This window comes from Paenibacillus sp. N3.4 (assembly GCF_008017805.1).
Classification (GTDB): domain Bacteria; phylum Bacillota; class Bacilli; order Paenibacillales; family NBRC-103111; genus Paenibacillus_E.
Window position 1 is genome coordinate 31,099 of record NZ_VRTT01000026.1, and the last position, 13,712, is coordinate 44,810.

Below are 13,712 nucleotides of genomic sequence, written 5' to 3' on the forward strand. Positions count from 1 at the left end.
AAGATGGTGAGCTAAGAATGAGAGTGAAGAAGGCAAGTATCAATGTATTCGTAAATTTATTGACATTTATTTTAGGCATGTTACCATCGTTTATTGTGAGAAAAGCTTTCTTGGTTTCACTAGGAAGCGAGCTATTAGGTTTAACTTCTCTTTATACAAACATCATAGGCTTACTTTCGGTTGTAGAACTCGGCATTGGCAGTGCTATTGTTTACTCATTGTATAAGCCATTCGCTGAAGGTAATTATGAGAAGGTAAAAGGCTATTTAGACTATTATGCTAAGCTCTATAAGTCGGTTGGGTTCGTTATTGTAGGATTAGGACTAATCATGACTTTATTCTTACGTTTTATTGTTAAGGACCAGGTTAATTTAGTAGATGCGCAGCTATATTTCCTGTTATTTCTCATTAATACCTTGATTAGTTATTTATTCTCTTATAAGCAGTGTATTTTAAATGTAGCACAAGACGGATATAAAATATCGATCGGAACTACATTAAGTAAATTAATCATATCTGTTTTACAATTTGCCTTATTAAAAATGTATCCTAATTTGTTTGTTTTTTTAGGGGTGCAGATCGTTATTAATTTACTTTTCTATTTGTATATGAATGCTTACGTGGATAAGATGTTCCCATGGCTTAAGAAGACAGTGGGTAGAATCACTAATGAGGAGAGAAAATCATTAATTAAAAATGTTAAGGCCCTATTTTTACACAAGATAGGGGGCATTTTAGTGTTTGGGACAGACAATTTAGTCATTTCCATTTTTATAAATTTAACTGTTGTCGGTATATTTAATAGTTACAGTATGATTGTGGGAGCGGCGCAAGGACTTATTTCCAGTTCTCTTTCAGGAGTTTCAGCAAGCGTGGGGAACCTGCTCGTAGATGGAAGTAAGGAGACGATTTATAAAGTACATAGAAAGCTGTTCTTTTTAAGCTTTTGGATCGTGTCTTTTACAACGATTTCTTTAATGAACACCATACAGCAATTTGTAAGATTATGGCTAGGTAAAGGCCAAGAACTGGACATATTTACGATTGCTTTACTGCTGATTAATTGTTACTTCTTTTTAATGCGTGGATCGGTTGAGCGTTTTAAAGAAGGTGGTGGAATCTATTATCAAGATAGATATGCTCCATTGGTTGAGGCTGCTATTAATTTATTAGCATCAATCGTATTTATTAAATTAATTGGATTGCCAGGAGTGCTGTTAGGTACCTTATTAAGTAATCTAACTGTTATATTTTGGATAAAACCTAAAATGGTGTATAAGTATATTTTTAATCAGAAATTAAAAGAGTATTTTAAAATGTATGTAAAATTCTTGATAATTGGATTTATTCCTTTACTCGTCACGCAGCTAGCCACCTTGCAATTGAAACAGATTAATAGCATATATGCGTTAATTGGTAACTGCGTCATAAATGTTCTTTTGATAAACCTTATTTATTACTTTATTTTTAGAAAAAATGAAGAGTTCGCCTATTTTAGGGACTTACTTGTAAGTCTTCTTGGAAGAACCAAGTACAAGTGGGGAAGTCTGCGATTGAAAAAAGATATGTAACCTTTTGGATAGATAAGGGGGGATATTGTGTCAACTGAAACAGTAAACAAAAGCAGGTTCCCAGAATTAGATTTTTTAAGAGCAGTAGCAGTAATAGCTGTTATTGCCATTCACGTTACAAGCATAACACTAATAAAGACAGATCCCGATCATTTCACAAGGTTATCAAGCTTACTTATCAATCAATTAAGCCGGTTTTGTGTACCGGCATTTTTGTTTGTTTCAGGAATACTTGCCTACCATAGTTTTCACAGGAGTACCTATTCCCAACTCATTGTTAGCAAAGTAAAAGCGTTGATTATCCCTTATGTCGTATGGACCCTAATAGGGCTGTTGTTTTTTTTATCATTTTCAATTAATTATAAGGGAATCATCATGATTTTCCTGACGGGAAACGGCCCTTTTTATCAGTTGTACTATATTCCTCTTTTGTTTCAAATGTTTGTTATATTGCCTCTCATAATGAGATTTATGTTAAATAGGTTCATACTGATTGTCATATCGCTTTTATCATGTTTTTTATTTATTGGATATCAGTTCATGATCATTGAATCTGTTCATACGATGAGTTTAATTGGATATGTAAGTTCTTTCTTACAATCGGCTTTTTTTGGATGGATTATTTACTTTTATATAGGTTTGCTTGCTGCAAAAAACTATCCTAGTGTTCTTAAATTTTTACAATCGAAATCACTCGCTTTTTTTGTAATGATATATGTAATATGTTCAATTCTGCTTGTAACAGATGCGTATTATAGTATTATTATTCACAAACAAGATGAACTAATGGGTTATTTTAGAATATCTGTCTTGGTGTATTCGTTTGCAGCATTAGGTTTAATTATTAAACTAGGGATGATATCTAAGTGGAAGATAATGACGAATCTCTATCAAAATTCTTTTGGGATCTATTTAATTCACGTGGCTGTCTTAAAGCTTATGTTTCTGATTTCCTCTGTCTTATTCTCTAATCTTATCTATGTAACTGCAAGTATTGTCTTAACTATTGTTATTTCTTACTGGATTGTTGAGCTGATAAAGAGAACTCCTCTTTCATTTTTATTACTTGGGCAGAAAAGTATGAGTACCAAAAGACATTCTTCTATGAAGCCCAGAGATAAAAAAATGGTAAGCTAGGGATATGAAGGAGCAATAGTTGAATGACCAAATCAGTAAAATTCGTAGCAATCACCTTCAAATTATGATAACTTCTCGGCATTCGACGAGGCAGATGGGGCAAGGGTTTCCTTGAACCAACCAAACTGTTTCCTCCTACGCTTATATCGTAAAGTTATGATCATACTCCACCTGATCTAGGTCTCCCTAACTTCCGGGAGATTTTTTTGAATTTCTTTTGAAATTTCAAAGAAAGACGACAAGGAGATTGCGTGTTACTTCAATACGCCACTCGTAGTTATAGACAACCAAGCGAAACAAATCGAAAAATTAGAATAGCGTGTTCACGAGTTAGAATGGCAACTCGGCCAGATTAGAAACAACAGCAGTAAGTCAACATCCAACGAAGGATAACAGAAACCAAATCCCAAAAGTGGCATAAGAGCGGCGGACAGCCCTGGCCATAAAGCGTATTGGCTGAAGCTGAACGATTATCCAGATCATTGAACCGGACAAAACACACTCAGGCTGATATAGCGGGGGCAGCAATAGGATTATTAAGAGTTAGGTAGCTGCCAAGTTAATATTTGAAGGTGCTGAACTGGAATAAGAAAAATAATTGAAACCCCAAGAGCTATACGGCATCAACGACTTGGAGAAGAAGATCGGTAAGAAAATTCGTTTCAACACATTGAGCCGCTGTTGTATCTCATTAGTCTCTTTAGGCATATTTAAATTACCTCCCTTCAGTGAGAAAAATAAAAAGAGCCCCGCAAGGTGCGAAGCCCAGTTTGATTAAAATTTATATATAACAAACCATCTGAGATATCCCTCAAATGGTTTGTTGTGCAACTGTTTCTAATTCAATCTCATTTAAATTTACTTTCTTCTTGCTTGTTAAAGATTTACCAAGCCTAATTGATGGTTTTTCAATAAGATAATAGGTTATTCCTGCCAACATAAAAGAAGTAACCAATGCCAACAAGACAATGTATCCTGTTGGAATTACTCCATGCAAAATTTTCATGAGACTCAGAACAAGCGTCATATGAAACAGATACAAGCTGTATGATGTTTTACCAATAAAATGAATTGGTTTTTGAATTAATATTTTCTTGAAAACAGTTGATTTAATGCTAAATATGATGATTATCGAACCACCAATAGCAATAATCCAATCATTTAATACTGTAAGATGTAAATAAGCAGAACTTGGCAAGAACCACCACGAATAGGCGTAAGCCAAGATTCCGATTAATAGTATTGATAGCTTCAATAAAAGCGAGATCCTATCATAAAGATCACTTAAAATGTATCTGTACTTAGCCAGAAGAGCTCCTAAGATGAATATACCGAGGTAATGAATGGTTATAAAATATGTTGAGTTGAAATTTAAAACCTTGAGAAAGAAATACCAAAGTGCGAAAAATACAACACTGCAAGATAAAGCGAAAACAATGTTCTTTTTCAAACTAAATTTAACTACGAAAAACATGACGAATGGAAATACGATTGAAATCCTCATTTCATGTACGAGCGTCCAAATTACAGGATTGTAGCTTAGAGTATTATAATCCCCTAAGAAAATAAGGTGATTTAGTAATAATTCAATTGTCGCTGGACTGCTCCACGTTTCATTAAACGCACTCTTTAGTTCAGGTACTGAGATATTTGAGAACAAACTCATAAGGGCGACAGCAAATAAAATCGATAATATGTATGGAATATAAATCCTACAAATCCTCTTAATTACGTACTCATTATATTTTGGAGCCTTTTGGTTGTGATATGGCAAAGACAAGACAAAACCACTTAATATAAAAAATAGTATCACCGCCTCATGTCCGCTCCACAATACATGCATTGGAGTCTTTGCTAATTTACTTATCAGGTACATGCCTGGTATTAAAGCGGCTAAATGGGCAAATAAAACAGTTGCCGCTGCTAAGCCTCTAAGTGAGTCTAATTCTTCAAACCTCTTATTCATGGGTACCTCCTAAAAATTCATTATCAAGAACAATTAAGTACTCAATAAAGAATATAACAAATTTTAGGTTGTAATGTCTATCTAATTCATTATTACCTATTCATTAGATGCCGTCACACCGTAAACTTTGTATAGTTTTTTATCGTAGTACTCCTATCTTAGCTTTTGTGGAATTGCAGAAGGAGCAAATGTTCCAGTTAAAGGCCTCGCCAATAACCCGACATCTTGTTGCGAATATACGATATCTGTCGTCTTAGGTGAGCTAGGAGATATGGAGCAATAGATGGATGACCAAATCAGAATAATTCGTAGCACAATCACCTTCAAATGAATATCTTTTTAGTATGGAGGTGTTTATACAATGGCAGATGGCGGTGATTCGTACAAGATTGAGCTTGATCGATGGAGCATAAAGAATAATGGTACGGAAGCCATAAAGACAAGCAAAGGAATCAATGATGCATTAAAGTACGCTGCCGATCAAGGGTATGTCGAAGTCATACTTCCTTTGGGAACATACTTAATTGATGAGAACAATCCTATTGAGCCTCAAAGCTATATGACATTAAACTTAAATGGTTCGACACTAAAAATCCAGACTAACGGCTTAGTCGGTTACGCAGTTATCTTATTCCAAAGAAACCAGCAGTATTCAAGAATTACCAACGGAATCATACAAGGTGACAAGGATACTCATGATTACATGACGATTAGAAGCACACATGAAGGAGGACATGGAATTTATGTAGATAATACCCCATTAATTGGTTCAAACATCAGATTCCTTACCCTAGATAACCTTGAAATTTTTAATTGCACGGGTGATGGGATTGGTTTGGGGAGTTTATATGGTCAGATTGCTGGTTACAGTTTTGATAGTAAGTTTGAAAATGGCGGAATTAGTCTGACAGATGGATCCTTAGTAGCGAATGGCAATCGAATTAGGTCATCTGTAAAGATTGATTTGAGTGATTCTCATATCGTGAAGTGGGGATACTTTGGACTTTATGGCGATAGTTACGGTGGACTTGGTGCAGGTATAACCTCATCTCTGTATGACGTCATTTTTTATAACAAAGACAATACATTTTATTCGGCCAAATCCAACGTGCAATTTCATGATGAGGTACAAGTTCCTAAAGGGCCAAGCTATGCTAAAATAGTTGTTCATCAGAGTGTAGTGCCCGCCGCTGGACAAACCACAATAACGTTGAAAGTTGTTGAATTCGCTAAGAATGTGTACATTGAGAAATGTCATATACACGATTGCAGAAGGCTAGGGATATCTGTTAGTGGTGCAAAGCAAGTATATATAAGGGGAAATGAAATCCACCATATCAAAGGAACTGCTCCGCAAGGGGCTATAGATATTGAGGACATGTATGGTTTTAATCAATATATTTATATAGAAAACAATCATTTACACGATAATGAGTTCTATAACATAGTTGCTGTTGCTGGTAAACATATCAGCATAACGAACAATGCAATTAATGGTGGTACGCTTGCAATTAATGTAAATGTAGATAAGGCAGTAATTGACGGAAATGATTTAAGAGATGTAGGCGCTCAGCTAGCGGGAGAAATTATTTTTTCCAATAATCATCTCTACGCTACGAAAATCGTGCTCAGTGCTGGGGATCGAGAGATACTTATAAATGGATGCTTATTTCATAATAGTGCACTAAACATAAATAGGGATAAAGCTTATAGTGTTAACATTAATAATTGTAAATTTAGTAATGATAAGGATTTCTTTAGTTCATTTGCAGGTTTAGGTGCTACGATAAGCTTCTCTATCGAGCCGCAAATATTCTCGGATTGCGTCATTGAAGGCGGTGGCGTCCAAGGAAGCAGCTTAACATGGGTTGCTAATGAAACGAAAAATGGCTGGATACTAAACAACATGACTTTAACTAGTACCAAGCATGATCAAAATATTATTACTGGTTTGCCGCCAGGCAGTTATTTGGGTTGTAGGTTTATTAATCCTGGTCCATTATCCATCGTCAACAACCCCCAAGCTGAATATGAATTTAATGGATGCAGCTTTGATTGGGATACGTATACATTATTTTCGACTGCAATAAATAAGAAAACTGCTATCTTTCAGGTGAGCAATAGCCTTTTTTCAGGTAAGCAAAATCCTGCCTTTTACTTCGCTGATATAGGGGGGGAAATAATATTTACCCAAAATATATTTAATTATCCTGTTTCTACATCAATTGGAGTTATGATTGATTTTGGATGGCAGACGTTTAGTAGTGAATGTATTACTTTAGATGGAAATAAATTCAAATCAAATATAGCCTTGAAAGCGATTAATGCGAGCGATCCCAGATCCTCATTGACGCAAATTATTTTTAAAAATAATGTTGTCAAGACTGCTGTCGTCAATATCTTGGTAAATCCTAAACATCTACAACTAAATAATATTATCGATGGAATTCTGGATTCAAAAGTTAGCAATGGTATAACTCTGCCGGCAGCAGTTACCAATCTGGCAGTGGGAAAGACAACCTCTGGTACGATACAGGTGACTTGGACAGCTTCGATTTCACCAGATATCGCAAAGTATGAAGTGGCGTATAGTACAGATGGGACCAATTTTACTATCGTTAATGACGCTGTAGTCGGGACTTCATGTACTTTAACAGGCTTGACCGCAAGCACTCTTTATATCATTAGAATAACTGCAATTGATTCCTCCAATAACCGTTCTCTAAACAATTCAACCATACAAATATTAACAGAAAATGCGCTCAGTGGTCCCAATCCTGTAACAAGTTTAACAACAGGCACCTTAACTCCTACTTCCATAAACGTGTTGTGGACACCATCAACGTCTCCCGCTGCCAGTAATACCGAAATTGCTTATTCATCGGATACAATAAATTATGCTGTAGCAGGGATCGTAGATAAGGGAGTCAACTCGTTTACTGTGACGGGGCTAACTGCTGGTAAAGCATATATGATTCGTGTAATGACTCTTGATGCATCTAGAAATAGGTCTATAGCAACCACGATATCAGCTACGACTGCTGCGAATGGAGTACCTGACACGACTGCACCGGTAGTCAAATCGTACCCAGATAGCGTGACTTTTGCTTCAAATCAGACATTATTAGCGAATCTTATAGCCAATAAGGAAGCGACTATATATTACACAACCAATGGGGTTACTCCAACGGCAGCAAGTTCAATATATAGTTCTCCAATCCCCATTAGTACCACGACCACGCTGAAATACTATGCTGTAGACGCTTCGCTGAATGCGTCCAATGTGATGACATCAACCTATAGCAAGCAAACATTTGCGATACCAAATATTACAACAGTGACAAACGGTCTACTTCACAGTTACGATTTCAGTCAAGATACGGGTACGGCTCAAACTGACTTAACCGGCGCTATGCCTCTGGCTCTTAACGGATACAAAACGGATGGAACAGAAGGTAGACAAGGAGCAGGATTGAAATCGACAGGCACTGGCTATGCTAATAACTCTGATATAGCTAACCTCGGACTAAGTGCAGGCAATTCGTTTACAGTTGTTTTAATGGGAGCTATCAATATGGGGACTTTCTCTAATAACTTCTTCAGTAGTAATAAGAATAATACAGCCATCGAGATAGGCATCCCTCTTACTAGTATCCTGGGAAGATTTCAAATAGGCACATATAACGTAGGCGCGCTACATGTCCATCCTCAGGTGGTGGTCGCAGACACTACAAATGGGAATACAGCAATTGCGAGAGATGATGCAGCTACAGCTGCTTCATCCATAAGCAATGGTAAGGGCTATGTCATCCAACTGACCTATGATGCTAGTACCAAGCTAGTATCCTTATATCTGAACGGTACGCTTAACAAATCAAAAGTTGTCAATAACCACCTCAAGTTTGAGGGCTTAACAATCAGTAATAGTAATACAACGGTATATGCTCTCTTAGTGTATAATAAAATACTCACCAGTACTGAATTAATTCAAGTGAGCAATGAGTTACTAACTTAATAAGTCATTTGGAAAGAGGAAGATCGGCAAGCAGGTCGAAGTGTAAATTAAAAAAGTAAGCGGTGGGCTTATGCCCTCCTCTTACTTTTTTAGTTACATAAGTTTTTAAGGTTTGAATGACCCTGACTGTTGTAGAACTTAGCAAACTTGAGATAAAACGTTGATAAGAATTTTTCTTGGCCGTGCTCTTCTATACATATCTTGACCTAATTTATAAAGAAATTCTACATCTTTATTTCTGATGGCTAGTAAAAATTCTGAAGGAAAATACCTTGAAGCCCCTCCATTTGATGTACAATTCACAACTGTTTCATTTAAAGTGTAGGATTCTATTAGAGCTTTAACTTCTAATTTAGTAAGTTTACTGTTAAATAAATTCGATAGACATGTTTTTAATGTATTAAGAAGCATTATGCTGATCCCATTGTAGGATTTCTCTTCCGTATCTTCATAGTAATCATCAATGACTTCTTTTTGAATTAAATATCCATTAACCATATCTTCAAAAAGATAGGGTTGATATTTGCTTGTGAAACCACCTTGTCTATAATAATACAAGGGTTTATCAATCATTTTTAACGTATTGGTCTTTAACAATATTTCTAGGTTGCAAAAAAGATCGTCCCCTAAGAAATGAATCTTACTCAAATATTTACCAACACCTAAAAATAAGTCTTTTTTATATAACTTTGCACTTAATGATGAAGGAAATGGATGCCCATGAAAGTAAGCCGTTATCAGATGGCTTTTTATTTCTGATTTATGATAAATATTTTCCCCTTTAAAATACTTGTTATTAACTTCTCTCTTAATAAAAACACCATTACCTAATACTCTATATGAATTACAAACAGCTATATCCAAATTATTTTCTATAACTTCATTATATAATAACTCAATAATCTTAGAATCAACCCAATCATCAGCATCAACGAACATCACATATTTACCTATGGAGGCCTCGATCCCTTTTTTTCTTGTAGCAATACTTCCCTCGTTGAACTTATCTATAACCATTATTCTACGATCAATTTTTTCATATCTTTTGCAGATATCTAAACTTTTATCTTTTGACCCATCATTGACTAAGATTAGTTCAAAGTCATTGAAAGTTTGATTAAGAATTGATTTTATGCACTTATGAAGCTTTTTTCCTGCATTGTAAATGGGTACAATTACGCTAACCGTTGGCATAAAGACCTCCTAGTATTTGTAATCAAAAAAATAAACGTTCTTTATAATGAACTATAATACTTGTATATTACCTTTTTCAAAATACTTAATCAAGAATTATTTTTATTTTATTCACCTATTTAAATCCTCGGAAATTTCATGATTTCTTATATTCATTATAGGTTCACATTAGATCTGTGTGGCAGAAAAAGTGTAAAAATAGGGTATTGACATGTTCTTTATAAAGAACTAAAATAACTTTATTAGGGTTATTATTTTAGGCAAAAAATCAGTAGTGGAGAAGTGATCATTTGAGTTTAAAAGAGTTAAAAAAGTATTGGTATTCCGATTTATTTCGCTATGAAGAGACGCAACACGTCAATTTGAAGAAGTTGATTTTACGTCAATACTTGTCTCCTGGGTTTCGGTATTCCTTTTGGTTGCGTCTATGTAAATACTTAAGTGGCAAAAACAAATTGTGGTCTCCTCTTTACTTCCTGGCAATGCTTATTTTACAGCGATATAAATATAAATTCGGAATTGATATATCCCCCAAAACGGTTATTGGCTCTGGATTTTATATCGGCCATTTTGGAGGAATCGTTGTTAATAGCATGGCAGTCATTGGGAAAAATTGCAACCTTAGTCAAGGGGTAACGATTGGAATGGCTAATAGAGGGAAGAATAAAGGTGTTGCAGTGATTGGTGACAATGTATACATAGGACCAGGAGCAAAGATTGTTGGAGCTGTTAAAATTGGTGATAATGCTGCAATTGGTGCTAATTGTGTAGTGACGAAGGATGTACCTGAACACGCAGTTGTTGTTGGGGTTCCAGGCAAAGTTATTTCAATGAGTGGTTCAAAGGGCTATATCGGAAATACAAACTACATATTTTAGTTAAGCAGATAAACAGCATGACTATGTGTAGGGGTGTTCTTTATGAAGAACTAAAGGTGGCATTCACGATTTTTTTTTCTTAAAAAGTTCTTTATAAAGAACAATCTTGATGGAATGACTTAACAAGTAATACCTCTTTACCGTTCCCTAAAGGTATTAAAGGATTTAAATATACGGTCTTTCCTCTAAGGCCCTATACTTAAGAACTTTAATGAAAGGGTGGATTATTCTGTCATATCGTCAACGTTTATCTCTTTTAATCACAATAGACTCTGTCATCGTGTTAACTTCCATTTGCTTTAGTTACTTTTTATTAAGTGCTAACTTCCGTGTTCTCTCTTTTCCATTGGTTGTTAGTTCAATAACCTTGCTGCTTAGTCATCATATCTTTTCGTTCATTTATAAGCTTTATAAGAAAGCATGGGAGCATGCAAGCATCACCGAGCTGTTGTTTATTTTTAAAGCGATCACTTTCTCGATGATTACGGTTGCTTTTGTTCAGCAAATCATTGTCCATGATATTTACTTTCGATTGTTGGCAGTGACATGGATGTTGTATTTGTTATTAATTGGAGGCTCTCGTTTCTGCTGGAGACTCATTGTTACTACCTATATGAATAAGGCCTTGAATAAAAAAAGATCGTTGATTGTTGGTGCAGGCTCAGCTGGGACGATGGTCGCGAGACAATTAATTAAAAGTAATGATGCTGAATTCGTTCCTGTCGTCTTCATCGATGACAATGTAAACATTCACGGCCTGCACATACTAGGCATACCCGTATATGGCGGGGTTGAGCAAATCGAAAAAGCAGTGAAAGAGCTAAACATCGACAATATTATTATCGCTATTCCATCCTTGGGGAAAAAAGAATTAAACCTTATTTTCCAAGAATGCTCGAAAACAAAAGCAAGGACGCAAACTCTTCCCATGTTGGAGGATTTGGTATCAGGAAAGCTGTCAGTGAATCATTTCATGGATGTGCAGGTCGAAGATTTGCTGGGCCGTCAACCCATTGAGCTGGATATTGAAAGTATTTCAGAATATATCACGGGCAAGGTGGTTTTGGTTACGGGTGCCGGTGGTTCAATTGGCTCCGAAGTTTGTCGTCAGGTGACGAAGTTTAACCCTCAGAAGTTAATTTTGTTAGGTCACGGCGAGAACAGCATTTACAGTATCGAGATGGAATTAAAAGACTCCAACGAGCATACAGAGATTGAATTCATAACAGAAATAGCGGATGTACAGGATGTCAAAAAAATGATGTCGATTATGAATAAATACCAGCCGAATGTCGTTTACCACGCCGCTGCGCATAAACATGTGCCTCTCATGGAAAGAAATCCAGAAGAAGCCTTTAAGAACAATGTCATCGGTACGATGAATGTGGCCATGGCAGCAAATCAATACGAGGTCGATACATTCGTTATGATCTCTACAGATAAAGCTGTCAATCCGACTAGTGTGATGGGCGCGACTAAACGCATGGCCGAAATGATCATTCAAGATATGGATAAAACGAGTAAGACGAAGTTCGTTGCTGTACGTTTCGGTAATGTGTTGGGGAGCCGTGGCAGCGTAATTCCTCGATTTAAGCAGCAAATTGTCAAAGGCGGTCCAGTATCTGTTACTCATCCCGATATGATTCGTTATTTTATGACGATTCCAGAAGCCTCCAGATTAGTTATCCAAGCTGGTTCATTAGCTAGAGGCGGGGAGATTTTTGTTCTAGATATGGGAGAGCCTGTGAAAATTGTGGATCTGGCTAAGAATCTAATAAAGCTTTCAGGAAACTCACTAGAAGATATTGGAATTGAATTTACCGGTATGAGACCGGGAGAGAAGTTGTTTGAAGAGTTGTTAAAAGCAGATGAAATAGATGGAAAGCAGATATTTCCGAAAATTTATATTGGCAAAACGGCGAATCTGTATATGGAAGAAATTAAAGAAATGATCTCTACATACGCTACGTTGGATAAAGAAAGTCTGAGAACACAATTATTGGATTTAGCAAATAGCAAAGTCATACCGATTCCGAAAAATCTAGTCTCGATTGGCTAAAAGGAGCAAACCATCATGAAAGTAAGGAAAGCGATCATTCCCGCAGCAGGTCTAGGTACAAGATTCTTGCCTGCTACCAAGGCTATGCCCAAAGAAATGCTGCCCATCGTCGATAAACCCACCATTCAATTCATCGTTGAAGAAGCGATCGAGTCGGGAATCGAAGACATTATTATTGTGACCGGTAAAGGGAAAAGAGCGATCGAGGATCATTTTGATAATTGCTTTGAGCTCGAACAAAATTTGTTTGAGAAACAAAAGTTCGAGTTATTAACGGAAGTTCAAAAATCGTCCAGAGTAGAAATCCATTATATCCGTCAAAAGGAACCTAAGGGTCTGGGACACGCTATCTGGTGCGCACGCAAGTTCATCGGTGATGAACGTTTGCGGTACTCCTCGGCGACGATATTGTTCGGGCGGATACGCCTTGCTTAAAGCAAATGATCAATCAATATGAACAGCGTGAAGCCTCCATTATTGGTGTACAGCATGTATCGGTTGATGAGGTGTCTCGATACGGAATTGTTGATGGTATGGAAATCAACAAGCGTCTCTTTAGCGTTAATCACTTAGTGGAGAAGCCGAAGAAAGAGGATGCACCCTCGAACCTTGCAATCATGGGCCGCTATATTTTAACACCTAGGATTTTTGAGATCCTTAGTCATCTAGAACCGGGATCCGGTGGGGAAATCCAGCTTACGGATGCTATTGCTGAGTTAAATCGTCTTGAATCTGTGTATGCGTACGAATTTGAAGGCAAACGATTCGATGTGGGCGAGAAATTAGGTTTTATACAAACATCCATCGATTACGCGCTCCAGCGTGAGGATTTAAAATACGAGCTGTTGAAATACCTCTCTTCGATCTTGGAGAAGGAACTCATTAAGTAGGG

General features: G+C 36.5%; 8 protein-coding genes and 1 pseudogene. 6 read left to right on the top strand and 3 right to left on the bottom strand.

Features of this window, described 5'->3' with window-relative positions:
- The first annotated feature begins 17 nt into the window (after positions 1 to 17).
- On the top strand, positions 18 to 1,571 hold the full coding sequence (locus FU659_RS15040; RefSeq protein ID WP_147948341.1) for a lipopolysaccharide biosynthesis protein: 1,554 nt from the start codon (positions 18 to 20) through the stop codon (positions 1,569 to 1,571).
- Between the two features lie 27 nt (positions 1,572 to 1,598).
- On the top strand, positions 1,599 to 2,708 hold the full coding sequence (locus tag FU659_RS15045; protein WP_187274165.1) for an acyltransferase: 1,110 nt from the start codon (positions 1,599 to 1,601) through the stop codon (positions 2,706 to 2,708).
- Between the two features lie 543 nt (positions 2,709 to 3,251).
- Here the strand turns inward: FU659_RS15045 and FU659_RS35495 are convergent.
- Together FU659_RS35495 and FU659_RS15050 are read right to left on the bottom strand one after the other, a co-directional pair.
- Positions 3,252 to 3,416, bottom strand: a complete 165-nt coding sequence (locus FU659_RS35495) for a hypothetical protein (RefSeq protein WP_187274166.1) — start codon at positions 3,414 to 3,416, stop codon at positions 3,252 to 3,254.
- Between the two features lie 103 nt (positions 3,417 to 3,519).
- Positions 3,520 to 4,674, bottom strand: coding sequence for an acyltransferase family protein (locus FU659_RS15050; protein WP_147948343.1), 1,155 nt, complete (start codon positions 4,672 to 4,674; stop codon positions 3,520 to 3,522).
- Positions 4,675 to 5,035: 361 nt separating this feature from the next.
- Here FU659_RS15050 and FU659_RS15055 point away from each other — a divergent pair, with 361 nt between their 5' ends.
- The gene (locus FU659_RS15055) at positions 5,036 to 8,689 is read left to right on the top strand and encodes a fibronectin type III domain-containing protein (protein WP_147948344.1); all 3,654 of its coding nucleotides are present in this window, start codon (positions 5,036 to 5,038) and stop codon (positions 8,687 to 8,689) included.
- 138 nt (positions 8,690 to 8,827) lie between these two features.
- On the opposite strand, the gene FU659_RS15060 is transcribed toward FU659_RS15055, so the two are convergent.
- Positions 8,828 to 9,883, bottom strand: a complete 1,056-nt coding sequence (locus FU659_RS15060) for a glycosyltransferase family 2 protein (protein WP_147948345.1) — start codon at positions 9,881 to 9,883, stop codon at positions 8,828 to 8,830.
- A 290-nt stretch (positions 9,884 to 10,173) separates the two neighbouring features.
- Between FU659_RS15060 and FU659_RS15065 the strand changes: the two genes are divergently transcribed.
- From FU659_RS15065 to galU, 3 genes and pseudogenes are all read left to right on the top strand, one after another.
- On the top strand, positions 10,174 to 10,761 hold the full coding sequence (locus FU659_RS15065) for a serine O-acetyltransferase (RefSeq protein WP_147948346.1): 588 nt from the start codon (positions 10,174 to 10,176) through the stop codon (positions 10,759 to 10,761).
- Positions 10,762 to 10,990: 229 nt separating this feature from the next.
- Positions 10,991 to 12,820 carry a polysaccharide biosynthesis protein gene (locus tag FU659_RS15070; RefSeq protein ID WP_147948390.1) on the top strand — a complete coding sequence of 610 codons (1,830 nt, stop codon included), beginning with the start codon at positions 10,991 to 10,993 and terminating at the stop codon, positions 12,818 to 12,820.
- A 15-nt stretch (positions 12,821 to 12,835) separates the two neighbouring features.
- Positions 12,836 to 13,710, top strand: a pseudogene (gene galU / locus FU659_RS15075) (UTP--glucose-1-phosphate uridylyltransferase GalU).
- The last annotated feature ends 2 nt before the right edge of the window (positions 13,711 to 13,712 follow it).